At 69.4% G+C, this 25,059-nt stretch carries 20 protein-coding genes and 1 tRNA gene; 9 read left to right on the top strand and 12 right to left on the bottom strand.

The genetic code is table 11. The features are described 5' to 3' along the window. Nucleotides 1-51: 51 nt before the first annotated feature. Nucleotides 52-351, top strand: a complete 300-nt coding sequence (locus tag AWX74_RS10065; RefSeq protein ID WP_091274143.1) for a hypothetical protein — start codon at nt 52-54, stop codon at nt 349-351. 89 nt (nt 352-440) lie between these two features. Here AWX74_RS10065 and AWX74_RS10070 read toward each other — a convergent pair whose 3' ends face one another. From AWX74_RS10070 to AWX74_RS10090, 5 genes are all read right to left on the bottom strand, one after another. Beyond that, nucleotides 441-1,259, bottom strand: coding sequence for a class I SAM-dependent methyltransferase (locus tag AWX74_RS10070; protein ID WP_091274147.1), 819 nt, complete (start codon nt 1,257-1,259; stop codon nt 441-443). A 774-nt stretch (nt 1,260-2,033) separates the two neighbouring features. Further along, a complete protein-coding gene (locus AWX74_RS10075; RefSeq protein WP_226931272.1) occupies nt 2,034-2,666 on the bottom strand; it encodes a hypothetical protein in 633 nt (210 codons plus the stop codon). A 166-nt stretch (nt 2,667-2,832) separates the two neighbouring features. Beyond that, complete coding sequence (locus AWX74_RS10080; protein WP_091274150.1) at nt 2,833-5,163, bottom strand: PKD domain-containing protein; 2,331 nt, start codon at nt 5,161-5,163, stop codon at nt 2,833-2,835. Between the two features lie 722 nt (nt 5,164-5,885). Beyond that, nucleotides 5,886-6,374, bottom strand: coding sequence for a mycothiol transferase (locus tag AWX74_RS10085; protein ID WP_091274154.1), 489 nt, complete (start codon nt 6,372-6,374; stop codon nt 5,886-5,888). A gap of 431 nt (nt 6,375-6,805) precedes the next feature. Next, nucleotides 6,806-6,878, bottom strand: a tRNA-Asn gene (locus AWX74_RS10090). Nucleotides 6,879-7,122: 244 nt separating this feature from the next. On the opposite strand from AWX74_RS10090, the gene AWX74_RS10095 reads away from it, so the two are divergent. Together AWX74_RS10095 and AWX74_RS10100 are read left to right on the top strand one after the other, a co-directional pair. Then, complete coding sequence (locus tag AWX74_RS10095) at nt 7,123-7,404, top strand: hypothetical protein (protein WP_091274158.1); 282 nt, start codon at nt 7,123-7,125, stop codon at nt 7,402-7,404. A 20-nt stretch (nt 7,405-7,424) separates the two neighbouring features. Then, nucleotides 7,425-7,790, top strand: a complete 366-nt coding sequence (locus AWX74_RS10100) for a winged helix-turn-helix transcriptional regulator (RefSeq protein ID WP_091274162.1) — start codon at nt 7,425-7,427, stop codon at nt 7,788-7,790. Nucleotides 7,791-7,942: 152 nt separating this feature from the next. On the opposite strand, the gene AWX74_RS10105 is transcribed toward AWX74_RS10100, so the two are convergent. Then, nucleotides 7,943-9,427 (bottom strand): LCP family protein, encoded by a 1,485-nt coding sequence (locus AWX74_RS10105; RefSeq protein ID WP_091274165.1) that lies wholly within the window; start codon nt 9,425-9,427, stop codon nt 7,943-7,945. A gap of 476 nt (nt 9,428-9,903) precedes the next feature. On the opposite strand from AWX74_RS10105, the gene AWX74_RS10110 reads away from it, so the two are divergent. After that, nucleotides 9,904-11,583, top strand: coding sequence for an alkaline phosphatase D family protein (locus AWX74_RS10110; protein ID WP_091274171.1), 1,680 nt, complete (start codon nt 9,904-9,906; stop codon nt 11,581-11,583). A 26-nt stretch (nt 11,584-11,609) separates the two neighbouring features. Here AWX74_RS10110 and AWX74_RS10115 read toward each other — a convergent pair whose 3' ends face one another. From AWX74_RS10115 to AWX74_RS10125, 3 genes are all read right to left on the bottom strand, one after another. After that, complete coding sequence (locus AWX74_RS10115; RefSeq protein ID WP_165615562.1) at nt 11,610-13,562, bottom strand: ABC transporter ATP-binding protein; 1,953 nt, start codon at nt 13,560-13,562, stop codon at nt 11,610-11,612. A gap of 808 nt (nt 13,563-14,370) precedes the next feature. After that, a complete protein-coding gene (locus AWX74_RS10120; protein ID WP_006544861.1) occupies nt 14,371-14,625 on the bottom strand; it encodes a hypothetical protein in 255 nt (84 codons plus the stop codon). 593 nt (nt 14,626-15,218) lie between these two features. Beyond that, nucleotides 15,219-15,686 carry an SCP2 sterol-binding domain-containing protein gene (locus AWX74_RS10125; protein ID WP_006544860.1) on the bottom strand — a complete coding sequence of 156 codons (468 nt, stop codon included), beginning with the start codon at nt 15,684-15,686 and terminating at the stop codon, nt 15,219-15,221. A 512-nt stretch (nt 15,687-16,198) separates the two neighbouring features. On the opposite strand from AWX74_RS10125, the gene AWX74_RS10130 reads away from it, so the two are divergent. Both AWX74_RS10130 and AWX74_RS10135 read left to right on the top strand, forming a co-directional pair. Beyond that, nucleotides 16,199-17,140: a ParA family protein gene (locus tag AWX74_RS10130; RefSeq protein WP_006544859.1), complete on the top strand. Its 942-nt coding sequence runs from the start codon at nt 16,199-16,201 to the stop codon at nt 17,138-17,140. Then, entirely contained in the window at nt 17,130-17,711 is a 582-nt protein-coding gene (locus tag AWX74_RS10135) for a hypothetical protein (RefSeq protein WP_091274175.1), read from the top strand. The genes AWX74_RS10130 and AWX74_RS10135 overlap by 11 nt, the downstream gene beginning before the upstream one ends. 58 nt (nt 17,712-17,769) lie before the next feature. Here AWX74_RS10135 and AWX74_RS10140 read toward each other — a convergent pair whose 3' ends face one another. After that, nucleotides 17,770-18,177 carry a PPOX class F420-dependent oxidoreductase gene (locus AWX74_RS10140; RefSeq protein WP_054564894.1) on the bottom strand — a complete coding sequence of 136 codons (408 nt, stop codon included), beginning with the start codon at nt 18,175-18,177 and terminating at the stop codon, nt 17,770-17,772. A 721-nt stretch (nt 18,178-18,898) separates the two neighbouring features. Here AWX74_RS10140 and AWX74_RS10145 point away from each other — a divergent pair. Then, nucleotides 18,899-19,618 carry a hypothetical protein gene (locus AWX74_RS10145; protein WP_226931270.1) on the top strand — a complete coding sequence of 240 codons (720 nt, stop codon included), beginning with the start codon at nt 18,899-18,901 and terminating at the stop codon, nt 19,616-19,618. Between the two features lie 337 nt (nt 19,619-19,955). Here the strand turns inward: AWX74_RS10145 and AWX74_RS10150 are convergent, their stop codons facing one another. Both AWX74_RS10150 and AWX74_RS10155 read right to left on the bottom strand, forming a co-directional pair. Beyond that, the gene (locus AWX74_RS10150) at nt 19,956-20,675 is read right to left on the bottom strand and encodes a hypothetical protein (protein ID WP_091274651.1); all 720 of its coding nucleotides are present in this window, start codon (nt 20,673-20,675) and stop codon (nt 19,956-19,958) included. Nucleotides 20,676-21,307: 632 nt separating this feature from the next. After that, on the bottom strand, nt 21,308-21,544 hold the full coding sequence (locus AWX74_RS10155; protein WP_006545546.1) for a DUF397 domain-containing protein: 237 nt from the start codon (nt 21,542-21,544) through the stop codon (nt 21,308-21,310). 1,558 nt (nt 21,545-23,102) lie between these two features. On the opposite strand from AWX74_RS10155, the gene AWX74_RS10160 reads away from it, so the two are divergent. Further along, a complete protein-coding gene (locus tag AWX74_RS10160) occupies nt 23,103-23,969 on the top strand; it encodes a helix-turn-helix domain-containing protein (RefSeq protein ID WP_006545544.1) in 867 nt (288 codons plus the stop codon). A gap of 391 nt (nt 23,970-24,360) precedes the next feature. Continuing rightward, nucleotides 24,361-24,822, top strand: coding sequence for an anthrone oxygenase family protein (locus AWX74_RS10165; protein WP_091274182.1), 462 nt, complete (start codon nt 24,361-24,363; stop codon nt 24,820-24,822). The last annotated feature ends 237 nt before the right edge of the window (nt 24,823-25,059 follow it).

Raw genomic sequence — 25,059 nt, forward strand, 5'->3', positions numbered from 1 at the left:
GGCTGGCGGGCAGCGCAGCCCCGCCAGCCCCGGTGGCGCGATGATGGACCCATGCGCACGCAGAGTGGTTCCGCTTTGTCAGCACGCAAGGGCTCACGGCTGTCGATCGGCTCGGAGGACTCCGTCCTGTGCCTGTGGTCGAAGGGCTCCGTGCTCTCGATCGGCTCGATCGGCTCGGTTCTGTCCATCGGCTCGATCGGCTCGGCCGTGTCCGTCCTGAGCGTCGGTTCCTGGGCGAGCTTCGGCTCGGTGATGAGCGCCGCGTCAGGCTGGTCGGTGATGTCCTGGCGGGCCCGGTGGTCAACCCTGACGGGCGGCCCCGCGGAACCGACGTCGGGCAGCCACTCCTGACCTCGACCGACCTCGACTCGACCAACCGCCAACGCGACTCGACGCGGTGCGGGCGGCGCGGCGCAGCGCGGCGCAGCGAAAGAGCAGGCTCAGGCGACGGCGAGGATCTCGCCGTTCGGGATCGTGATCGACGCTCCGGGCGTGGCTGCCCACGCACGCCACGCCCGCGAGATCCGCTCCAGATCGGCCTGGCTGGCAAATCCGCCGGCCAGGGCCTGGGACGCCATGTCCGAGCGCAGGATCCGCTCGGCCCACATCTGCCCCCACCAGCGCCGATCGGCCTCTGATTCGTACACCCAGTCGTCGTTCGTCGCCGCGACCTCGGTGAACCCGGCGTCGCGCGCCCACTGCGCCAGGTGGCGCCCCGCATCCGGTTCCCCGCCGTTCGCCCGCGCGGTACGCAGATACACATCGAGCCACTCGTCGAGCTCGGGCGGCCTCGGCGTCCACACGAAGTCGCTGTAGCTGCCGTCCCGAGCGGCGACGAGACCACCAGGACGGCACACCCGACGCATCTCGCGCAGCGCGAGCACCGGGTCTGCGACGTGCTGAAGAACCTGATGGGCATGCACGACGTCGAACGAATCATCGTCGAACTGCAACGAGTGGACGTCGGCCACGGCGAAGACGATTCCGCCGGCGGCAGTCCCGCCGCGACGGGCAGCCTCCGCCCGGGCCAGCTCCAGTACGGACTCGCTGATCTCCACCGCCGTGACCTGCCCGGGCGCCACCCGCTCGGCCAGGTCGACGGTGATCGTGCCCGGCCCGGCGCCGATGTCGAGCAACGTCATCCCGGGCCGCAGCGCCGGCAACAAGTAGGCCGCCGAGTTCTCGGCCGTGCGCCAGCGATGGGACCTGAGCACCGACTCGTGATGGCCGTGTGTGTAGGTGTTCGCGGGTGTCGTCATCGCACCTCGCCCTTCTCGCTACGGATCGATCCGTCTCCACGCCGAGCCTATCTCATAGTTCGAAACTATGATCCCAATATTTGAGACGACGACAGGGCGAGCGCGATTCCCGAGCTTCGGCCTACCGCCGCTACCGAGCAGGACCTACGGGCCGCGGTCGCCAGGAAGCCCGTCGCGGACCGAAATCGATCAAGGTCGCTGGTCGCTGGTCGCTGGTCGGGGAGGTTCGCACTCCACGAACACGGCCGGACCTCCGCGCACCCGATACCTCGGCGCCCGGTAACCGGATAGCCCGGCAGCCCAGTTTGGCGAGTCGCAAGAGTGAACGATTTTGGTCGTTCCGACGAACGAAATCCTTCTTTCTTGCGGGTCGCCAGGCGACTCTGCACCCCTTTTGCGCCCCTTGAGGTGAATTACCGGTGCACGCGCGGCGGTGCGGGATCCTTGATGGGTGGCCGTGCGGGTGGGGTTCGCATTCCGTCAACACGGCTCCGTCAGGCCCGTGCAGGTAGCCGGGATCCGCCGCGTCTCAGAATTCCGCCACGGGCCTCCGGAACAACCAGGATCCTAAGCCCGGGCTGTCACCGTGGCTGCGGCTGCCGACGAGCAGGATCTGAGGACTACGGTCGCCAGAACGACGAACACCCTCCGCTCCTCGGACTCGTCCCGTCGTCGATCACGAATCTGGGCGTGCTGGTGGAGGGTGAAACCGAGGGGGACGAGCCAGCACCACAGGCCAGCCAGCACCGCAGGCCGGATCAGACGCAGGCCGGATCAGACGCAGGCGACCCGGTCGCTGCGCCGGCCCTCGATGTCGCCACCGCTCACCGCGCTCGTGCACTGGGTGAAGATGACAAGGACCAGGTCGGGAGTCCGGGTACCACCGGCCAGCACCTGAACGCTCTGGCTCCGCCCGGTGAAGGTCACCTTTGTCCGCCCCTCGGAACCGGCCTCCTGGAAGAACTTGTAACCGGCACCAGGCAAAGCCGCGCGATAGTAGGCGACGGCCGCGGCGGGAGCTATTCGCTCAAGCCTGATGGTCGCGTCGGTCGCCTTTGCCTCGGAAACCGTCACGGTCGCTCCCGGCGGGATAGGAAAATCCGCGGGAACAATTGTTCCAGCGAGCGGACCGGTTCCCGCGTCCCCCGCCGACTGCGTCGCCGCGCCGCCCCCGGCACCTGGCGCCGCGACCGGATCCGCGGCCGCCGCCGCGGCGGCGGCTGACGGTGACGAAGCACCTCCGGCCAGCTCAACGGGTATGTCGGTCGCCCAGGCACCTGGCGATGTGGTGACGGTGCCGGCCCCGTCGGCCTCGCCGGACCCGGCCGATCCGCCGCCGCAGGCACCCGTCGACAGCACCAGGCCCACTCCGATGGCCGCAGCCATCACACGGAGCGCGCGCACCATTACCTTCATCATATTCCCCCCGTGACCCGACCATGCTGTCAGCGCTCAGCAAAGTCGACACGGCCGAAAATACACCGTTCCATGGAAAGCCCCGCCGGCGCCGTTCGCCGTTCGCGTTGTCGGCGGCGGTCGGGCACGCGCCGCCGCCGCCTCGTCTATCGCGCCATCAGCACAGCGGAACCCTGGTATCGACCCAGACGGTGTTCGACGGGCCGGAGGTCTGGCCGTTGTTGTAGAAGCCGTCCGCGTCGGAGTAGTACGCGTTGTTCCACGGCGACGATGCGATCCTGTACCACCAGTCGTTCCCGTTCGGGGTGACGTAGCCACGCACCCGGCAGGACACCTGCACCGTCTGGTGGTACCCGATGTCCGGGCCGCGCGTACCACCAGCGGTCTGGTAGTTCGTCCACGTGTGCCCGCCGTGGTTGGACGTCTCCGAGTAGGTGGACGGCGCCGGCGGCACGGTCGTCGGCGCCACCGTCGTCGGCGCCACCGTCGTCGGCGCCACCGTCGTCGGCGACAGGGACGGGCTCGGCGACGGCGGCGTCGTCCGCACCGGCGGAGCCGTCGACGGGGTCGGGGTCGGAGTCGGAGTCGGAGCAGGCGGCGTCGTCGTCCGCACCGGTGAAGTCGTCGACCGGGTCGACGTCGGCGACGTCGGCGACGTCGGCGACGCGCCGGGTGTTGTCGGGCGGGCCGACGACGGCTGCTGCTGCGTTCCGGTCGGCAGCTGCGCGGGCGGCGACGACGGGAGGGCGGCCGTCCGCGGCCGCACGGTGATGGAGACCTGCTCCGTGGCAGTACCACCGCCGACGAGCTGGGCGCTGACGCTGACGGTGTAGGTCCCGGCCGCGGCCCAGGAATGGGTGACGTCGAGACCCATCCCGTTCGCGCCGTCGCCGTAGTACCAGCTGGCACTGGCCACCGGTGCCGTGTCGCCCAGTGGGACGACCCGCAGGGTCACCGTGCTGTCAGTCGTGACCTGCTGGGCGGTCACGCGGATCTCAACACCGGACCGTGCGGGCGGCCGCGCCGAGGTCGGCGGCGCAGCGGTCGGCGGCGCAGCGGTCGGCGAGTTGCTGACCTGCGGCGCTGTGCGCGGCTGCGGCTCGGAAGCCTGCGTCGAAGGGGACGAGGACGGCACCACCGGCACGACCGGCCTCGACTCGGCGGTACGCGTCGGCTGGGGCGTCCGCGCCGGGGCGGAGGTCTGCGCAGGCTGTGACGGCTGTGCCGGAGGGGATGTCTGCGCCGGGGGCGGCGTCTGCGCCGGGCCGGACGGCGTGTTCGCGGCGACGCCGGCTGCGCCCCGGTCGAACTCGTGTGCCTCGGAAGCGGTGCCGTCCGCGCGGATGACACCGGCGATGTCACGATTACGGTCGTTGTAGAACATCAACGTGCCCTGCGCGACCAGCTCGAGCGCGGCACTCGGCCCGTGCACCACTTCCGAGCGGGCCAGAACCCGCGGGCGGGCCGGGTCCGTCGTGTCCACGACGATGATCGCACCGGTGGTCAGATCGGGGATGAACACGCGCCCCGCCGCATCCTTCGGCTGCCCGAGCGTGTGACCTTCGGGTGCGATCGACAGTGCCGCCGTGGCGCAACCGCCCGCCGCGACGTCACTGACCACCAGCACCCCCCGCTGGCTGTTGACCAGGTAGAGCGCCGTCCCCCGGCTGGAGCCGATGACCTCGACCGTCCGCAGATCGGACAGCGGCTCGACGCATGTGTGCTCGTCGCCGAGGCCGTCCGCCCCGATCGTTCGCACCGTGCCGGCGGCGAAGTCGACGAGGTAGGGCCTGCCTGCCACCGTCACCAGCTGCACCAGCGCCGGGTTGCTGACCACGTTCCGCCAGACGCGGGTGCCGGCGGCGTCGATTCTGACGAGCCCGCCGGTGCCGTCGACAGCCCAGAGCCGTGCCTGGCCGTCGGCACCCGCCGAGGCGTCGCTGATCGTCGCCCCTTCAGCCATGCCGGCGGGGGCCGCCAGCGAGTAGGTCCGCACGGTCCGCAGCGTCTTCGGGTCGGCGATGCTGACCACGCCGGTCAGCCGGTCCCGGACGAAGACCGCACTGGGCGTGGCCCGGATCTCCAGCCGCGGCTGCCCGTCGGCGAGCTGCCCGACATCCGCGTTTCTGGTTTCAGCGTCGACGAACGACACCGGAGCGCCCAGGTCGAACGTCGCACCATCGATGCGCTGGACGGCACCGTCCTTCAGGACGGCGAACGCGTCCGGCCCCGACTGGGCGACCGCCAACGGCTCTCCCAGGAGAGACACTCGACGGATCACCGCTGCCGACGCCCCGTCCACCAGCACTCCGGCCCAGGCGGGCGTGGATGGCAGCCAGGCGGAGCTGTCGTCCAGGTTCGCGGCCCGGGCCGGGGGTGTCCCCGGCGACCGCCAGGCGACGATGGTCACCGCGCACGCGACCAGCAGGAAACCCAGCGACGCGCGGAGCAGCCACAGCCGCCGCGGCCCCGTCTCCCTGCCTGCCATTTTACCCACCTGCGCCCGTCGAACGAATGGTTCCTGCCGGAAGGCCGGCCGCAGGCCCCGCTACCTGACCACAGGTACGGCCGCAGCCGTCATCCGTCAGGCGGGTGGCGCCCCACGCGGCTGATTATCGCCGCAGGCGCATGGCCGAGAGCAATGATCCCCCCGACGAAGTCCCCCGGATCGATGACCGGACAGAGCGCCAGCTCCCGCAGCCGCTGGTCAGGCCTCGGGCCGGATTTCGTTGTCGGGGAGACGACAGGAGAATTCACCGCGCGGCATCCGCCGGACACGCCAGAGCAGTCGAGCAGGCGCAGCACCTGGATGTGCTCATCCTGCCGATCACAGCAGGTGTCGAAGCCTCCGTGGCGCGGGCATTCGATGTCGTCACCCGCCGCGCCGTAGTAAAGGTCAGGGCCGCCGAGGTCGAGGACAACACGTGCCCCACTCGCCTCGCGTCGCTCGCGACTCCGACGTCGACAGGCTCATAACCCGATCCAACGGCGGCGCCCAAGCCTGACCACGAATGAAGGTCCGCCACGTCGACGCGCGGAGTACTACGAGGGCTTCGACAGCCGAGTCGACAGTGAACTCTGGCGCCCGCCCGCCCGCCTGCCCGCCCGCCCGCCTGCCCGCCTGCCCGCCTGCCCGCCTGCCCGACGAAGGACCACGGCCCGGGACCGATACCTGAGTTGCAACCAGATCTTGCGCAACTCTGCCAACGCCTATCGTCCGGCGGTGATTTGTTCTCGGAGAATGTCACCATGGCCGGCGTGACGGGCGAAATCCTCGATCAGGAGCAGGTAGACAAACCGTAGGCTGACGTCGCCGGCGCGGGGGTGCGCCCTGGTGTCGTCGAGCTCGAAGTCGGCGGCGATCACGCGGGAGCGCTCGCTGGCGCGCTCGAATTCGGCGATCACGTCGGCAAGGGTTTCGCCGTCGGCGACAACGAAACTGCCGTCGTCACCGGTGGCGTAGCCGTCGCATGCGGACTCCTCCAGGCCGAGCAGGGTGCGTTGGAACCAGATGCGCTCAGCGGTGGCGGCGTGTTTGATCAGGCCGATCGGTGTGGTGAGTGAGACGACCAGGCGCCGCCGCGCGTCGGCCTCGGACAGCCCTCGCGCGGTGTCGATGAGCGCTTGCCGGTTGCGGTCGAGCATGCTCTCCAACATGAGACGTTCGGGTCCAGTGGTCATTCGGGGCCATATGAACATGAATTGTCAGCTTTCTGGACCAAAAGAACAATGACGGATCTTTGCGGCTGGTGACGCGCTTCTTACCGGCACAGCCCGAGGTGCGGCCGCGCCCCGCCGTCATCGTGCCCGCACCGCGAACACGCCCATTTGATCGATCAGAAGCCGACCACGAAGCACTGACCCCGGACCTTCCACGCATCGCCGTGGTCACCCGGTCGACACCGACGCATGGGGAGGCCCGTACGTACGAGGGTGCGGCCAGCCTCCACCGAAAAGACCTTCGGCGGCTCCGGAAGCCGGAGGACCGGACCAGATCCACCCTCTCGGCGATCATGTAGCCGACAAGTCGGGAGACGTCGCAAGTGGTCGAATGACGACGAGTTCTAAGGCTCAAAATGACTCAAGCCTTGATCAGAAACTTACGATCAAGGCTGTGACCTGCGGTGATGCTCCTGCGATAGGACTCGAACCTATAACCTGCCGGTTAACAGCCGGCTGCTCTGCCAATTGAGCTACGCAGGACCGTTCTGGGCGCCATCCACGAACCTGGAACCCTCGCAGATCGTACACCAGTCACCCGGCAACCAGCTCCGGGTAGATCGGCGATCTCGCGGTCCAGATCGGCGGTCCAGATCGTGTCTGACGTCCGTCAGCCTACCTGAGGTTCCCCGGGTGCTGCCGGTGGGGTAGTAAACAAGCCTAGTGACATGCCGGAGCGCCAGCGGAGTCGGCCGCGCCCGCCCGGCCCTGCCCCCCGGGAGGAACCATGCGCATCAGGCCCAGTGTGGCCATCGCCCTTGGCGTCGGATATGTCCTGGGTGCGCGTGGTGGCCGCGAGCACTATGACGCGATCATGCGCCAGGCCCGCGAGGTGCGGGAGCGTCCCGAGGTCCAGAGCGTGGCCGGGGTGGTGTCCGCGCAGGCCGGGGCGCTGTTCCACCGGGTGCGCGCGATGCTCGGTGGAACGGAGCCTGATGTGAACAGTGCCCCGTTCGCGCTCCCCCGCGACGCGCACAGCTCGAACGGGGCGGGGGTGCGAGCCCGCTGAGCAGCCGGCACACGCATGGCGTGAGTGGTCCGTCCGGCTCGGGGGCGCCGGAGGAGCTGCTCACGCTGGTGGACCTGCTCGGCCGGCGGCACGCGCTCGCGGTCTTCTGGTGTCTTCGCGGCGGCTCGTCCTCGTTTCGGGGGCTGGCCGCGCGGGTGGGTGCGGCTGAGTCCCAGCTCTCCCAGCGGACCCGTGAGCTGCGTGAAGCGGGCCTGGTGGAGGTGGACGAGGCGGGTGAGTACCGCCTGACCAGCCACGGGCGGCGGCTCCTGGGCGTGCTGGAGCCGCTGGCCGGCTGGGCGCAGGAGTGGACGTCGCTCAGCCCACGCCAGCGGGTGCCGAAGGGTTCAGCCAGCAGCGCCTCGGACGAGCCCGGCCATCGGTAGGCGCGGGATCGCGCAAACGAGACAAAACGCCGCCTGACGATCAGCAAGAAGCGAGGGTTTCGGTTGCCGCAGCAGCCGAAATCCTCATTTCTTGCTTGGCGATAACGGCAACGGCAACCACGGCGGCGGCCGCGGTACCGGTAGGCCCGGGATCAGTAGGTGCAGTTCGGGGCGGTTGGCGCGGCAGCCTCAGGTGCTGGAGCGGCCGCGCCGGCACTGCCGCCGGCGTCCGCGGGGGCCTGGGTGCCCGGACCTGTGGCCGCGGCGGAACCGGCGTGCGCGACGGTGGACTGCGCCGCGGCGGACGGTGCGGTCACCGGGGCGTCCGTGAGGCCGTCGAAGGACGTCCCGAGGATGAGCTGCAGGCCGGTGATGCTGGCGTCGCTTTCCAGGCGTGCGCCCGGCACGAGGGCCTGCAGGGCGGTCGCCGCGTCCTGCATACCGGCGCCGTAACGGACCCGGGAGGTCACGTAGTTGCTGCTGTCGGTGGTGTTGCCCGCGTTCGTCGCCTGGTAGCCCTTGGCGGTGAGCTCGTCGACGGCGCCCGCGGCGAGACCGGCGATCTTGGTGCCGTTGAAGACCTGCACGGTCATCGCGGCCGAGCCGGTGCCGGTGGTGGCCACGCCGGTGGAGCCGCCGAGCGGCGCGATGATCTTCTCAAGGTCTGCGGGGTTGTAGAGCTGCACGGACACTCGCTGGCCGCCGATGAGGATCTCGCCTCGCTCGTTGCCGCCCTCGGTCGGGCCCGGTGCGTGCGTCGGCAGGGTCTGCATGGCGATGCCGCCGGAGGCGATGCCCGTCAGCCTGCTGGCGAGCTTGCGAAGGTCCATGATTTCGGTGCTGTCGTCGAGGGTGAGTGCCCCGGTCGCGGTGCTGATCAGCCCTTCCAGCTTGCTGGGGCTCTTCAGCACCCCACCACCGATGACCTTGTGGAAGACCGCTCCCATGAACTGCTGCTGGCGGTGGATGCGGTCGAGGTCGCCGCCGGGTAGGCCGTGGCGCTGCCGGACGAACGCGAGGGCCTGCTCACCGTTGACGTGCACGGTCCCGGGGCCGCCCACGAAGCCGCTCATCGGGTCGTTCGTGTTGCGGCTGGTGCGGCCGTTCTCGGAGACGTACTCCTTGAAGGTCGACGGCAGGACGCACACGTCGACGCCCCCGATGGCGTCGGTGATGGCTTTGAAGCCCTCCAGGTCCATCGACACGTAGTGGTCGATGCGCAGGTTGGTGAGCGATTCGACCGTACGGACGAGCAGCGAGGGCCCGCCGTCGGAGATGGCCGAGTTGAACTTGTTCTTGTGTGCGGCGTGAACCTTGCCGGCGCTGTCGGTGTACTTGGGGATCTGGACGTACGTGTCACGCGGGAAGGACAGCATGGTCACGGTCTCGTCCTCGCTGAAGTGCACGAGGATCGTGGTGTCGGAGCGCTGCCCCTCGACGTCGCCGTAGGCTCCGCCGCTGTTCGCCCGGCTGTCGGTGCCGACGATCAGGTAGTTGGTGGCTCCCTCGGTCTGCTCGGGGCGGTCGCTGCCCAGGCTGAGGTTGACCCTGTCGGTGTTCTCGTTCACGTAGGTGTAGAACGCCCAGCCGCTGGCCGTGACGATGAAGACCAGAACCGACAGGATCCCCAGGGTCACCCTGGCGAGCCGCGATGACGCGCTGCGTCGCGGAATACCACCAGCACGAAGATCGAACGGAAGCGTCCTCGGACGCCGCTGTGGATCTCGTGTCGTTCCCGGCAGCCCGCTCAACCCACGGTCTCCCTCCGCCGCCCTGCTCAAACAGCGCTTGGGCCGGAAATTCTAGGCGATGCCCGACACGGCAAGACCACCCGGTGGTCCCGTCGCCGCTGGTCATCGGTCCACTTGACGTGCGGGGCGGCGTCAGTGGGGCATCGGGTGCGGCATCGGCGCGCTCGTCAGGTCCCCACTTTCCCGTCCCGCAACGTTCACCACGTCGTCGGTCGGCTGTCGACGGACAGTCCGCCATGATTGCCACTCTTTTCCCCGCTGGGGGCAACGACGCTGACGCCGTGCCGGAGCCGCCGCGCAGGTGGCGCGGATGACGCCCGGGGGCGCGGTGCACGGTGCGGCACCGAGAATGGGGACACTCCATGACCGCACCTGACCACCGGACACCTGCCACCGACGCGGGCGAAACTGGTGGGGCGATCGAGGCCGGGTCGCTCGGGTCCGCCGCGATCGGGCGCCGGGCACTGCTGCGCGGTGGCGCCGTCATCGCGACCGCGGGGACCATGGGCCTGGCTGGCGGGCTCGGCTCGCCGGCCGCGTGGGCCGGCTCAGGTTCGGCTTCGGGTTCGGGCAGCACCCCCGGGCAGGTGCTGGGTGGTCGGCCGACCTTCACCTCGGGCATCCAGTCCGGTGAGGTCACCGCCCGCAGCGGTGTGATCTGGGCGCGCTCGGACCGGCCGGCGCTGATGACCGTCGAGGTGTCCGGGACGGAGTCGTTCCGCTCGGCACGCACGGTGGGCGTGACCCGCCTGACCGACGCGACGGACCGCACCGGCATCGTCGCGGTCGACGGTCTGCCCCCGGGCAGCGAGGTGTTCTACCGGGTGAAGCTGACCGCGGCGGACGACCCGCGCCGCGGCGGCGAGACGCTGGTCGGCCGGTTCCGGACCGCACCGGCTCGCGCCAGGGACGTGTCGCTGGTGTGGACCGGCGACGTCGCCGGGCAGGGATGGGGCATCAACCCGGACCTCGGCGGCATGAAGATCTTCGAGACGATGCGCCGGACGTCGCCGGACTTCGCGATCTGCTCCGGTGACTTCGTGTACTCCGACGGCCCGCTCGCCGAGACGGTGACGCTCGCCGACGGAACGGTGTGGCGCAACCTGGTCATCGACGAGAAGCGCAAGGTCGCCGAGACCCTCGCCGAGTACCGCGGCAACTTCCGCTACAACTTCCTGGACGCGAACCTGAAGGCGTTCAACCGCGAGGTGCCGTGGCTGTTCCAGTGGGACGACCACGAGACCACGAACAACTGGTACCCCGGCGAGGTCCTCACCACGGACACCCGCTACACCGAGAAGCGCGTCGACGTGCTCGCCGCCCGCGCCAAGCAGGCGATGTACGAGTACACCCCGCTGCTGCAGGGCCGCGGCGACCCGAACGGCCGGATCTACCGGAAGATCTCCTACGGCCCGCTGCTGGACGTCTTCGTCCTGGACATGCGCAGCTACAAGAACGCCAACCCGGACGGCCAGAACGACCCCGCGGGTGCGGCGATCCTGGGTGCGACCCAGCGGGACTGGCTCATCGACGGCCTGAAGAAGAGCAAGGCCACGTGGAAGGTCATCGCCAACGACCTGCCGATCGGCCTGCTCGTCCCCGACGGCACCGCCATCGAGGGTGTCGCCCAGGGCGCCGCCGGTGCCCCGCTGGGGCGTGAGGTCGAGATCGCTCAGATCCTCTCGTCGATCCGCCGCAACAAGGTGCGCAACACCGTGTGGTTCACCGCGGACGTCCACTACACGGCTGCGCACCATTACCACCCGGACCGGGCCGCGTTCCGCGACTTCGACCCGTTCTGGGAGTTCGTCGCCGGCCCGGCGAACGCCGGCACGTTCGGGCCGAACACTCTCGACTCGACGTTCGGCCCCGAGCAGGTCTTCGTGAAGGCCCCGCCGGCGGGTCAGTCGAACCTGCCGCCTTCCGCGGGCCTGCAGTTCTTCGGCCGGCTGGCGATCGACGGCCGTTCGCGCGCGTTGACCGCCCAGCTTGTCGACGTCGCCGGGAACGTCCTCTGGTCGAAGGGCCTGCAGGCCGGCTGACCTGTGCTGGCGTCTCGTCGGCGCGGTCAGCCCGCGCCGACGAGGGTGGGACCGGGCTGGACGGGCAGCTGCCCGGCCTGGTCCCGCTGCCCGGCCTGGTCCCGCTGCCCGGTCTGGTCCCGCTGCTCGAACTGGGTGCGGTACAGCTCGGCGTACCGACCGCCCGCCGCCAGCAGCTCGGTGTGGTTGCCCCGCTCGACGATCCGGCCGGCCTCGACGACCAGGATCTGGTCGGCGGAGCGGATGGTCGAGAGCCGGTGGGCGATGACCACGGCGGTGCGGCCCGCGAGGGCCTCGGCGAGCGCTGCCTGCACGGCGGCCTCGGAGGTCGAGTCCAGGTGCGCGGTCGCCTCGTCCAGCACCACAACTCGGGGCCGGGCGAGCAGCAGGCGTGCGATGGTGAGCCGCTGGCGTTCCCCACCGGAAAGGCGGTAGCCCCGCTCGCCGACCACCGTGTCCAGCCTGTCGGGAAGCTCCTCGACGAGCTCCGCGAGCCGGGCCCGGCGCAGGACGCCCCAGAGCTCCTCGTCGCCCGCCTCGGGCCGCGCCAGCAGCAGGTTCGCGCGCACCGTGTCGTGGAAGAGATGGTCGTCCTGGGTGACCATGCCGACGGCCTGGCGCAGCGAGTCCGCGCTGAGCTCCCGGACGTCGACCCCGGACAGCCGCACCGCGCCCGCGCCCACGTCGTACAGACGCGGGATGAGCTGGGCGATCGTCGACTTGCCCGCGCCCGACGACCCGACCAGGGCGATCATCTGACCGGGTTCCGCCCGCAGGGACACGCCGTGGAGCACCTCGGCGCCGCCGCGCTCGTCGAGGACGGCGACCTCCTCCAACGAGGCCAGGGAGACGGCCTCGGCGGTCGGGTAGGCGAAGTCGACCTCGTCGAACTCCACGCTGACCGGCCCGTCGGGCACCGGCCGCGCGTTCGGCGACTCGACGATGAGCGGCGCCAGATCGAGGATCTCGAAGACCCGCTCGAAGCTCACCAGCGCGCTCATGATCTCGACACGGGCGTTGGCCAGGGCGGTGAGCGGTGCGTACAGCCGGGTCAGCAGCAGGGCGAGCGCGACAACCGCGCCCGGCTCCAGGTCGCCCCGCAGCGCGCGGTACCCGCCGAGCCCGTAGACGAGTGCCAGCGCGAGCGCCGACACCAGCGTGAGCGCCGACAGGAACACCCACTGGAGCATCGCGGAACGTACGCCGATGTCGCGCACCCGGCGGGCCCTGCGGGCGAACTGGGCGGATTCCTCCGCGGGCCGCCCATACAGCTTCACGAGGGTGGCGCCTGGGGCGGAGAAGCGTTCCGTCATGCGCGAGCCCATGGCCGCGTTGTGGTTGGCCGCCTCGAGCTCCAGCCCGGCCAGCCGGGAACCCATCCGCCGCGCGGGCAGGACGAACACCGGAAGCAGAATGAGCGCGCACAGCGTGACCTGCCAGGAGAGGCTGACCATCACCACGAGCGTGAGCAGCAGTGACACCAGGTTGCCGACAACGCCGGAAAACGTGTCGCTGAATGCCCGTTGAGCACCGATGACGTCGTTGTTCAACCGGCTGACCAGGGCGCCGGTCCTGGTCCGAGTGAAAAACGCGACCGGCATTCGCTGCACGTGGTCGAAGACGGCGGTGCGCAGGTCGAGGATCAGCCCCTCGCCAATGCCCGCGGACAGCCAGCGGTTGAGGATTCCGAGCCCGGCCTCGACCACCGCGATCGCGGCGATCACCAGGGCCAGGAGCACGACCACCCGGGGACGCGACCCGTCCACGATGGCGGTGACGACCCGGCCGGCGAGGACCGGTGTGACGACCGCCAGGACAGCCATCGCGACACTCGTCACCAGAAAGCAGCCCAGCCTGCGCCGGTGCGGCGCCGCGAAGCCCGCGATGCGGCGAACGGTGGCGCGGGAGAACGGCCGCCGTTCCCGCTGTGCGTGCATCATCGAGTACATCGAGTGCCAGGCCGTGGACTCCAGGCTCATCGACAACACCACCTTGTCCGCGTCGAGATCCAGCTCTGTCGCAGGCATGGAAGCACGCCGTACCGACAGTTTCGTGTGCCCACGCGGCCGCCTCGGACGGCCGATCCCGGCCACGTGCGGCGACAGTAAGACCTCAACCGAGCTTGAGGTCAAACGCTTTTCGGGCCGGGACCGGCCAGGACGGACCGGGCAGACCTGGATGCGGAGCCGGCGGCTCGGGCGCAGGCCGAGGCCGAAGCGCGGGCGAGCCCGGCCCGCGCGCAGGCGGGACGTCGGGTGCGTGCCGGCGGAACCGGAGAAGCCGTCCGCGGCGACCGAAAGGCCTGCGTATTAACTGACCACCGGTCCGTCAACGGCCTGCTTGCCGACAAATTACGACAGAAAAGATGAACGGCCACAGACGCGGAAAAAGGCCGGTGCGACACGTCCGCGAGCCACAGCCGAGAAGGCGGTGGCGACAGGCGGAAGGCAACTGCCGAAGCGGGCCGCCGCAGCGATTCCGGGCATTAGAAGCCATGGGCGCGACTGTGCCTTATATCGTCGACTCGGACCTGCGGCGTCCCTGACCGTGCACCGTGAGACGGAAAGGCTCACTGTCGATGCCACCGGGAAAGCGGGGACGAAGACGCACGAGAAGGGCGTCGAAGAAGGTGCGAACCCGGCGGGGGAAACACGGCCGGGGCGGGAGTCGACGGTGCGGCCGGTGGCCGCTCCGCCCGTCCGGGGCGGATCGGGGAAGGGACAGCGAAGGAGTGTGCCCGGTCGCCGTTGACCGGACGACGTCCCTCATACCGCGGAAACGACCCGCTCAGGCGATGCGCATCGCTCGCTCGGGCTTCAGCGGAACAACCCGCAGCGTGGACACCGGATGATCAGCCATCCAGGCGACGTCGGCCTCGGTGACCCGCATCCGGCGGGCCAGCTCGGCCGTGGTCGACCCATCCTCAAGAGCCTGCCTGATCGCGGCGGCCCGGACACCGCGTAGCGCGGAACGCTGTTGGCTCGCCGTCCACATGAGCTGGTCGGCGAGCGCTGCCCGTTCGACCGGGTCGGCCACTTGCATTACGTCGTCACAGGTCACGGTGATAGATGGTTGCGTGTATGGGAAGTCTTGGCAACACCCCGGGCAACAGTGATTGCGTAGAACCGGGCTGGCGGCGTGAAGCACCCTCGGCCCATCTACGGTCAGTACACAAATGCAACCGTGCGTACGCGCGATTTTCGGGCGTGGTGGTACTCGACCGCCGGCAGCTACCCGGCACCGGCATCCAGCCACAAGAGCCCGAGGCACTGAACCTCAATGTGATGAGGGCGACGTGACGACAGCGTCGGATGAAGGCAAAGCGCGAAGGCGACAGCGCGGCGGCAGCGGTACTGACATCAGGCGCGGACCGCGGGAAGCCAGCGGCGAGGCTGCCACGCGGGGCACGTCCGACCCCGCCCTTCGAGCAGGGTACCGATGCACGGACCACCACCACCGCGGGATGGATTATTTTCGCCCGACACACCGGTTCACGACTGACCCATGCCAGATGAGTGGCCCTACACCGGACATTCATTCGCCGGAGCGAGAGCCAGCCGCAGGCACGGCAGCCGGATCACCCGCCGGCCGCCGCCGCCGGCAGCTGGCCGCCGCCCCACGCCCCGGCACGCCACTCAGTTCTCCGGAGTGACCCCGAACCAGGACACCACCTGCCCGCCGAACTTCAGATCACCGTCAATCTTGATCTTGCGAGTGAGGAAGAGCTTGGCCGCGTTCGCCTGACCGGTGACCACGCGAACCAGGCGGACCCGATCCGTGCGCACGGTAACGGTGCGATCGTCAGCCGGCACGGCGCCGCCGGGCGGATCGATGGTGAGCTCGCACACCGCGGCACGGATGGACAGCGCGAAAACCCGAGTCACACCGCCCGGGCCACCGCCGAGCTCGAACTGGACCAGTGCGTCCTCGCCCCCGGCCTTCTCGGGCTGGAAGCTGTCGCGCATCCGCGCGAACAGCTCGTCGAGGACGGCGTCCCCGCGCTGCCCCCGCAGGAGCTCCTCGGTCTGGGACTCCGACAGCGAGGCCAGCCGGTCCACCAGGGTGGCCGGGTCGGCAGCTAGATCAACAGATGGATCGGACATGGTGGCTCCCTGATGCCGCGCCGATGCGGGTCGCCGGCCAGATGCCGGTACGCCCCATAATGTCGCGCCCCTCGGACGATCCGATCGGCCCCCTGTCACCCAGAAGAGCCACTCGCGGGCCCGATCAACACCTACGCCATAATTTTCTCTGTTCAGCATGATGTACGCCGAAGTATCGGTCGGCGGTCGGTGATCGCGGGACGCCTGCCGGCCCCAGGCTCCTGGGAGACGCCAGCCGCCCCGAGAGACGCCTCAGGCGCCTCAGGTGCCTCGGAAGGACGTCAGACGGACATCGGGAGGACATCGGATGCTCGGGCCGGCACGGATGCACGGAGTGCCGGAACGCCTACCGGGCACCTCCGGGCGGATCCGTCCGCAGGTCGGCCGGTGATCGGGCACCGCGCAGCCGGTGGCCGGCGGTCAGCGGCTCCCGGCATGCCACACGAATGCCCTCGAACCGGCATGTGGTTACCTCTTAGCAGCGCCAGCCGGGGTACGGGAGCGAGGATGCCGTGAAAGTCGTGGCAGTCGTCAACTACAAGGGTGGGGTAGGAAAGACGACACTCACCGCCAACATCGGCGCGGACATAGCCCGGTGGGGAAAGCGCGTACTGATGATCGACCTCGATCCGCAGGCGAGTCTCACTTTCTCCTTCTACCGCCCCGACGAATGGCGTGCGAATCTCGCTGACGACCGGACCATCAAGGAGTGGTTCGAGGCGTGGCGCGGCGAGGCCTATGTCCCGCACCTCTCGCCGTTCATCACCTCACCGCCGGTGGTCAACTCGGCCATCAGTTACAACGGCGGCGCGCTCGGGCTGGTCGCGTCCCATCTCTCCCTCGGGGACGTGGAGATGAACCTGGCCGCCCGGCTGGGGGGCGCGCAGGCCCAGCGGTCCACCCGGTACTACTTCGACGTCTATCAGCGGCTCGTCACCGGCCTGGCAACGCTGCACCCGCACGACTACGACCTGGTTCTCATCGACTGCCCACCGAACTTCGGTGTCATCACCCGCACCGCGATCGCCGCCTGCGACCACCTGCTGATCCCGGCGCGGCCGGACGAGCTGTCGACCCTGGGTATCGAGCATCTCCTCAGCCGGCTGCACCGCTTCACCTGGGAGTACAACCGGGTGGCCGGGCTGCAGTCGGACCGGCATCCGGAGGTCAAAAGGCTCGACCCGCGGATTCTGGGCATCGTCTTCACCATGGTGCAGTACTACGGCGGCCAGCCCATCAACGCCATGCAGCCGCACATCGACCTGGTACGCAGCCTCGATGTCCCGGTTTTCGAGGCAATGGTCCGGGAGAGCAACACCTACTTCGCCGGAGCGGCCGGTACGCGGCTGCCCGTGGTACTTTCCGAGCGCATACCCCGGGCGCTGGCGGTGGAGTTGCGCGCCCTTGTCGACGAGTTCCTGCGGCGGATCGGGGCGGCGAACCGTGGGTACTGACACCGGGATTTCCCCGCGCGCGGTGACCCGTGACGCTCCGCTCGGGGCAACGGACCCGGCCGACATCGGAATTCTCGTGCTGAGGCGTCTCTCGGAACTGCTGGCCACCCTCGACGCACGGCAGGTCGGCGACCTCGCGACCGGCCGCGCCCGCCTCACGGTGGTGCCCGTCGCACCAGACGCCGTCGAAACGAGCGACGCGGGCAACACCGGTCCGCGCAGCGCGGAGCCGCGCGGCGGCGCGGCGGCTGCCGCCCGGGCGGCCAGCCGCCGCCCGCGCCGGGCCGCCGCTGCCACCCGACACGGCGCGCCGGTGGAGCCGCCCGCGGGGGCGATGCTGGCGGCGCTGGGCCGGTCGCTGCGGGCCGCCCCCAGCCGAGAGGCCGCCATGGGGATGATCGACGACCTGGGCCCGCTCACCGTCCCGGCGCTGCGGAAGTTGGCGGCCGACCTGGAAATCAAGGGTGTCCTCGGGCGTGATCCCCGGCCGGCCGTGCTGCAGAAGATCGTTGAAGGGACCGTCGGCCAGCGGCTGCGCTCGGAGGCGATAGCCGCCCCCGACCGAACCTGACCGCCGCGGGGCACCGGGCCCAGGCACACGGGCCGGCGACCTACCAGCCCTACCAGCCCTACCAGCCGGGCATCGTGATCCGGATCGCGGTCGGGCGCTCCGGATCACGCCGGCGCACCGTGCGTACAACCTTCGACGTCGCCGCCACCAGCGGGGCTGCCAACCGGTATCTGCGGTTCACCATGGCCCGGGTCGCTCCGGTCCGCTCCGGCACGATTTCCGCCATGACCTCGATCGGGCCTTCCGAGGCCCGCCCGCGGGCGTCGCACGGGGCGACGGTCGCCCGCGGCGAGCTGCGCAGCCGGCGTGCCTTCCCGCTGCTCTCGTCCGTCAGGACCAACAGTTCCGCTCCGTTGACCACGAACCAGACCGGCGTCGAGACGGGACGTCCGTCCTTGCGGAATGTGGTCAGAGCGAGATACTTCGCGGTTTGGGTCCACGCTGGCAGTGTCACGGTTGACGGCATGGCGGGAACCGTAGTCCGCGCCCGGCCGGGCGTCCCGCCGCCCGGCCGGTAAGCCCGAAGGATCCACGCGGCACGGCCGCCCCGTGTTCAGCCGCCGCCGGGCCGCGCCGGCATCAGCCATGGAGTCGGAAAGCGCACGGAAGCCCGTTCCTGCTCACTTCGCGCGCGACCGACAGGAGTAGGCTGCAAAATGCATGTGCAAACCGACCGATTCCGACCGGCACACCACACCCCCTTGACAGCATGCACCTCTTTGACACAATCGGGCACCCGACAAACATCCCGACGTTCGAACGCGGAGCGGGCAACAGTGGACCGAGCCCATAGAAGCAACATCGGCCCAGGTCACAGCACCCCCCGAGCAGAGTTCAGGTCCGGCCCTTCGCGGTCCGGCCAGTACTCGGAACACGGAAGCGTTGAGGTCCAGCAAAGACAAATATCGTCTAGCTATTTGCACTAAAAATGAACCGGCTCGCGGAAGGACCCCCGCGCAAGCTGGCCAGCCGTGGAATCGACCCCGAACGTCCCGGCCCGAGCCTGCCCGGCCCAGCGCGGGGCGTCCCTTATGGGTTCGATGCCCCAGAGGGGACACTGTGGCGGCGCCTGCACCGGCGCCAAGGAAAGGCACAAAATGGTACAGGCGGCCAGAAAGCAAAGATCGGACAAAGGGCGCGTACGGGTAAACGCGCGCGACTTTCGATGCCTGACCTGGTTGTTGGAGATGGGTTCGGCCTACGAGGATGACCTGGCAATCGTGCTCGACCCCGCGATGCAGACCTCCCGCGACGCGGCGCGGGCGGTGGTTCGGCGCTGGATGCAGGCGGATCTGGTCCACGCGGACGGCCTGTTCGCCAACCGGGGCCGGATCGTCCGCCTCACCGAGAACGGTGCGCGCCTCGTCGGCGAGGTCGACCACCGCGCCGACGAGCCGGTGACCGCGGCCGTGCACGCGGCCGAGGCCGCACGGACCCGGCTGCTCCTGGAACACCAGACACCGGTTGCGGGCGTCGCGGTCGTCGGCTGGGTGAGTCCGCGCCGATGGCGCGCGGAGAACGAGGCGGTGGTCGCCGCCGGCGCGCTCGTGCCGGACGGCGTCGCCCGCCTCGCCGACGGCTCCAGCGCCGCCGTCCAGGTGGAACGGGTGTTCCGCGAGATGCCCTCGGTGGTCACCGCCGCCGTGGACCTGCTGCGCAGGTTCCCTCGGGCGATCTACGCGGTTCCGTCGATGATCGACGGCTTGCCGGGCCTCGTCGAGGCCGCGCTGAACCAGGCAGTCGGGCAGATCCGAGCCGATGGGTCGGTACCCGGCACGCCGACCTTCGTCCAGATACCCGACCGCCTCGTCCCAAACCGCACCAGCGTCACGACTGAGGAGACGGGCAACCTGAGGACCACACGACCAGGGACCGCCTCGCGGCAAGGTCGCCCTTGGCCCCGCTGACGGTTGGCTGCCGGGCCGGGTCTCGCCGAGTCCGGCCCGAAACGCGGCGATGGCCGGGAACGGACATAAAAAAGGCCGCCCGGGGTACGGGGGGATCCCCGGGCAGCTGGTACATGTTTGCACCCTCGTGCCGTCCAATGCAATGGGGCGGCGGCGATGGCTGGTCACACTCGACCTGACCAGCGCGAAGAGTGTTCACCCGGCTGCACTCAGCCAATCCGGGAACCCGCACAGCCATCGTCCGGGCACTCTGGGGCGTTGTCGCCGGCGGGGCGTAATCGGTCGGGGCAGTCGCCGATCGGGGCGGTCGCCGGTCGCCGGTCGAAGCTTCGGTTCCCTAGGCGGCCACCGTGGCGGCCGCCAGCGGAAGAACCACATCGGGGAACCGGTGGATCAATGTCGCGGAGATCGTCTTCTCCCCGCCCTCGCCGAAGACCTCCGCCAGGACCGCGCAGCGCCTTCGGTCGAGCCGGCCGGCCCGGTGCAGGCCTCGCAGCCGCAGCAGGCCCGGCAGGTGGGACTCGATCGCGCACTGGTCGGGGCGTGGTGCGCCGTCCAGCCAGGCGTCGAACTCGCCACCGGTCATGACCTCCCAGACGACGGCGTCCGCGACGGCGCCCGTGGCATCCGTGACGGTGACCAGATGCGGCACGCGGACCAGCTCGGCCAGGCCGGTCAGGTCCGGACGGGTGCCGGAGGTGATGACGTGGACCTGCCGCTCGGCACGCAGGAACACCGAACGCAGGTGCGAGGCGAAGGCCAGCGCCAGCGCACTTCGGCCGGGCAGGCCGCCATGCTCGTGCATCACGACCGCGTCGACACCCGGCCCACGCACCCGCTCGGCGGCGGCCCGCGCCAGCCAGCTCGGTTCCACGATGTCGAAACTCACCTGTGTGCGGCGCCGCTCCAGCAGGGTGTCGACGTCGGCGGGACCTCCCAGCCGAGCCACGGCCGGGTCGGGCAGCCAACGGCAGACAATCAGACCGTCGGCCCTTGGCAGCGACAGTAGCGGGAGATCCCCGGACGTGAAGATCCGATCGGTGATCGGCGGCGTCATTCGGCTCTCCGGTGCGCGCACAGGGCATGGCAGCGCTCGCGGCAGCCCCGGCGGGTCGAGGTCGAATCGGTAGGTGTCGAACCCAGCCGCGACGCGGCGGTAGGACGCCGCCGGATCAGCGGCAGGCAGTCGAGAAGGCCCGAGCCGGCAGGAACCTGCCAGATCGCTGCCGTACCGGCTCACACCAACAACCTCCAGACAGGCCGCACAGGGCTCGTGGAGACCCGTGCATGGCTCAGCGGGAAAACCGCGGCGGGGAGATCCGCCAGCCCCTGACGAGATCGCCGACCGGACGCCGGTGTCCGGTCGCGACCCAGCGGGGCGGACTACCTCGAGATCGCAAGATCCCGTCGTAGCGCCGAGCAGTCGGCTGGTCCCCGCACAATCCGGTTACCCGCTAGTCGGCGTTGGTGCGTTAGCAGGTGGTGCACTGGCGATGGCACGGCGTTATCAGTGCTGCACTTACAGGCGGTACGGGTTACAGGTGGTGCGGTTACAGGTAGTGCGACCGGGGCCTCGCCCCGGCTTTTCCGGGTACCCGCCCAGGACGGGGATAGACCGTGGTTCACGGTGACCGCCACCCCCAGAGGCAGTCCCCCGGTACTCACCGAGTACCGACACGGTCGTTCCCATCAGATGAGCAGGTTGTCGAAATCCCCATCCTTGGCACCGAGGATGAGTGCCTCAATCTCGGCCCGCGTGTAGACCAGAGCGGGCCCGTCGGGATGCCTGGAGTTCCGAACAGCCACAGCGTCTCCGGGTAGCCGCGCCATCTCGACGCAGTTGCCCTGGGAGTTACTCCGCCGGCTCTTCTGCCACGTGACCCATTGAAGTGCTGTGGCCGGCATACCACTGTAGATCTTGGACAAGGTCGATCTCCTGAAGTTCCTTCGTCCGGAGCCAGGCGAGTGCTACCGAGGGTCTGGGAGCCTTTTCTCTCAGGCGGCTCACGGCTCGCCCGCGGCCACGAAACCGCCCCACGCGCAAGGGGTCCAAGCCGACGAGAGGCCTCGTCCTACCTCCCTCCGGGGGTCAGCTCGTGCGCTTGCACGGACTTCGGCTCACGATACAGCACGCGCGTGTGCACGTGCATCGGACCGCTATCCATGTGCACACGACGCTCGCCTGCCGCATCCAGCGTTCGCTCACGAGGACCCCACCTCCCCCACCGTGCCACCCCTTTGAGACATCAAAGCAACGCAGGATCAAAGTTCTGGCACCGTGAAACGACCAGGCCACACCCACTGGCAACCAGTTCACACCGGCCATGACAGCGCGGCATCCGCGGCCTCCGGTCCACCGCGGGCTCCAACGAGGGGCGACGAGGGTGCCGGGAGCAACCAATCGAAAGTCCGCGGCCGGCGCCGATCTCCGCCCGACCCACGACGGGCCGGGTAAACACGGCCCGCGGGGGTAACCCGTTCGACGCGCCTCCATCGCAGCCGGTTACCCGATCGTGCCCTCTCAGCCCGGGTGCCTCCGATGACGAACGGCTCCCCCACACGCCACGGAAATGGCACCGGGATACACCCCGCGGATGCCGCGATGTGTGCTCCGAGCTGGGTTGCGGGCACCCGGCCAGCTCACCGCGACCTACGCGGCAGGGCGGCGGCGGCCCACCATCCAGGCAACGACGAAGGTCCCCTCACCCACCGGACGCGCCATGGCGAGCCTGTACGGTCAACACGCCGTCCGACTCCGGCGGGTGCACCGGGGCCGCACGCCGGGTATTCGCCGGGCCGGCAGGATGTGACACCGCGGCAGCGTGAAGCGGCACGGTGCCGACCGGCCCGCCGAGATGACAGCACCGAATGAACGGCACCCCACATGAACAACACAGAAGGACAATGGAAGGCGGTGCGCGCCATGCGGCCGCGGGCGGCTTCGCGGCCCGACAGTGGAAGAGGACACGCACCGTTGCGGAAAACCCCCCGACGGAGCACTACTGCTCGACCACAGCGTGATCCTTCTGCCACAGTGAGGTTCCGGCAACACCGACCGGTTCGAGGGGGTTCGGAGACAGGCCCCGGGCCAGGCACCTGGTCCGTGCGCCGGCCATGGCAAAGAAGCCTCCCCGGGATGGTGGAGTCCTTGCAGGAATCGGCGACCGACCCATCCGACCGGCCGGGCCACCATCGATGCCGCAGCCACCCGGTCGCGCCTCCCCCGGCACGGTCCACGTCGAGGAGGAATGCGACGGTGTGTGGGCGGCAATGAAACAGGCGGTACTCGGAAGGGCCTGATCACGCCTGCTTGTGACTCGTCAAGCCAAGCCGGTGCCGAACACTCAACGTAAACCGTGTATACGTATCTAGTTCACAACGCGAAGGCGGAACCGGTTGAACCGGGTCGAGAGGCCGCGGGGTGAACGAGGGTAGAAGATCGAATGACGTACTCTTGTATTGACCTATGTCAAGGGGGCCGACAGTGACCAGCACTCAGCCGGGAGGCGGTCCGACCGTCCGTCGGATCCTGCTCGGCTCGCAGCTGCGTCGCCTTCGGGAGGAAAAGGGCATAAGTCGCGAGGACGCCGGCTACCACATCCGGGCCTCCGAATCGAAGATCAGCCGGATGGAACTGGGCCGGGTGAGCTTCAAGGGCCGCGACGTCGAGGACCTGCTCACCCTGTACGGAGTCACGGACGAGGACGAACGCGAGCCGCTGCTGACCCTCGTCCGCGAGGCGAACCGCCCGGGCTGGTGGCACGGCTACGGCGACGTCCTGCCGAACTGGTTCCAGCCCTACATCGGGCTGGAGGAGGCGGCGCAGCTCATCCGAACCTATGAGCTGCAGTTCATCCCAGGCCTGCTCCAGAGCGAGGAATACGCCCGGGCGGTCATCACCCAGGGCAGCGCCGGCGACCCCCCGGACGTCATCGAGCGCCGGGTGAGCGTGCGCATGAACCGGCAGAAGATCCTCTACCGTGAGCACCCACTCCGGCTGTGGGTGGTGATCGACGAGGCCGCGCTGTGCCGGCCGATCGGCGGCCCCAAGGTGATGCGTCGCCAGCTCGAACACCTGATCACGATGTGCGCGTTGCCGAACCTGACACTGCAGGTCATGCCGTTCACCTTCGGCGCCCATGCGGCGGAGGGCGGCGCCTTCACGATCCTGCGTTTCCCCGAGTCGGACCTGCCCGACGTGGTCTACCTGGAGCAGCTCACCGGCGCCGTCTATATGGACAAAAGGGAAGAAGTAGACATTTATGCAAATGCAATGAACCGTCTCACGGTGGACAGCCCGCCGCCGGCCGCCACACCCGATCTCCTGAACCGGATCGTCGCCCAGCTCTGAAACCACCGCGCCGCCCGCTGCCCCGCCACTCGATCGGCTGGTCGGCCGGCCCGCCGGTCGGCCTGATCTCCACCCGCGCCTGCGCCGATCTGGATCCGCGTGGTTCCGCTGTGCATGGAACCACTGCATGGAACCGCCCGGCTCAGCCCAGCCCAGCCCGGTCCCGCCCGGCCGGCCCTGGCCCGATCCGGCCGTGACATGCCAACCTGGCATATCGCCCCGGGTGCGGGGGCACAGCGGGCGCGCCGCGGCCGCGAGCAGTGCGAGCGCCGCCCGTTCACGGCCCTGGCCAGGTGCTTTGCATGAAAAGGACAGTGGGTCACCCGGACCATCCCGGCTTGGTATGAATGCATCCACTCAGCCACGCCTGAAGGATGGAGAGCCGGAAGCCATGGTCTCGGCACTCGTCGTGGTCTCCCTCGTTCTGACCGGGCTCGTCGCGGGGACGATGACTATTGGCCTCGTCGCGGTTCGACCCGCCTTGCACTCGCTGCCCACAACCTCATACGTGCTGGTCAAGCAGGCCTTCGACATCAGTTACCCGAAGCTGATGAAGCCGCTTCAGATCACCAGCCTGCTCTCGGCCGTGGCCCTGACCGTGGCCGCGGCGGTGGATGGCGCGTCCACCTCCGCGATCTTCGCAGCGGTGGCCTCGGCCGCGGTTCTCACCAACATCCTCGTCACCGTGCGGGGTGACCTTCCGATCAACAACGCGATGGCCACCTGGAAGCCGGAGGCGCCGCCGAGCGACTGGCAGGCCCAGCGTGCCCGTTGGGACTTCTTCAACTCGATCCGGACGACCGCCGCCGTCAGCGCTCTGGTACTCCTCGCCGTGGCGGCAACCGCCGCCTGATACAGCAGGCTGGCCGGTACGGATGTCCTGGCCGCCCCGCTCGACGCCGGTATGCGAACGCGGCCGGGCCCCCGAACGCGGTGGCCCGGTGGGGCGAGTCCGAAGGGTGAAGGATTTCGGTCGCTGGGACGACCAAAATGCTTCCTTCTTGCGGATTGGCAGACGACTCCGCACCCCTTTCATCCGGCTTGTCATGGATTGTCGGCATGGCCGGTAGAAGCGTTCGATGGCGAAGAC

It is taken from the genome of Parafrankia irregularis, assembly GCF_001536285.1.
Classification (GTDB): Bacteria; Actinomycetota; Actinomycetes; order Frankiales; family Frankiaceae; genus Parafrankia; species Parafrankia irregularis.

Bases quoted from the DNA above. Each gene is read 5' to 3' on its own strand.
- AWX74_RS10065 (WP_091274143.1), top strand. From the start codon at position 52: ATGCGCACGCAGAGTGGTTCCGCTTTGTCAGCACGCAAGGGCTCACGG.
- AWX74_RS10070 (WP_091274147.1), bottom strand. From the start codon at position 1,259: ATGACGACACCCGCGAACACCTACACACACGGCCATCACGAGTCGGTG.
- AWX74_RS10075 (WP_226931272.1), bottom strand. From the start codon at position 2,666: ATGGTGCGCGCGCTCCGTGTGATGGCTGCGGCCATCGGAGTGGGCCTG.
- AWX74_RS10080 (WP_091274150.1), bottom strand. From the start codon at position 5,163: ATGGCAGGCAGGGAGACGGGGCCGCGGCGGCTGTGGCTGCTCCGCGCG.
- AWX74_RS10085 (WP_091274154.1), bottom strand. From the start codon at position 6,374: ATGTTCATATGGCCCCGAATGACCACTGGACCCGAACGTCTCATGTTG.
- AWX74_RS10095 (WP_091274158.1), top strand. From the start codon at position 7,123: ATGCGCATCAGGCCCAGTGTGGCCATCGCCCTTGGCGTCGGATATGTC.
- AWX74_RS10110 (WP_091274171.1), top strand. From the start codon at position 9,904: ATGACCGCACCTGACCACCGGACACCTGCCACCGACGCGGGCGAAACT.
- AWX74_RS10115 (WP_165615562.1), bottom strand. From the start codon at position 13,562: ATGAGCCTGGAGTCCACGGCCTGGCACTCGATGTACTCGATGATGCAC.
- AWX74_RS10120 (WP_006544861.1), bottom strand. From the start codon at position 14,625: ATGCAAGTGGCCGACCCGGTCGAACGGGCAGCGCTCGCCGACCAGCTC.
- AWX74_RS10125 (WP_006544860.1), bottom strand. From the start codon at position 15,686: ATGTCCGATCCATCTGTTGATCTAGCTGCCGACCCGGCCACCCTGGTG.
- AWX74_RS10140 (WP_054564894.1), bottom strand. From the start codon at position 18,177: ATGCCGTCAACCGTGACACTGCCAGCGTGGACCCAAACCGCGAAGTAT.
- AWX74_RS10145 (WP_226931270.1), top strand. From the start codon at position 18,899: ATGGGTTCGGCCTACGAGGATGACCTGGCAATCGTGCTCGACCCCGCG.
- AWX74_RS10150 (WP_091274651.1), bottom strand. From the start codon at position 20,675: ATGACGCCGCCGATCACCGATCGGATCTTCACGTCCGGGGATCTCCCG.
- AWX74_RS10165 (WP_091274182.1), top strand. From the start codon at position 24,361: ATGGTCTCGGCACTCGTCGTGGTCTCCCTCGTTCTGACCGGGCTCGTC.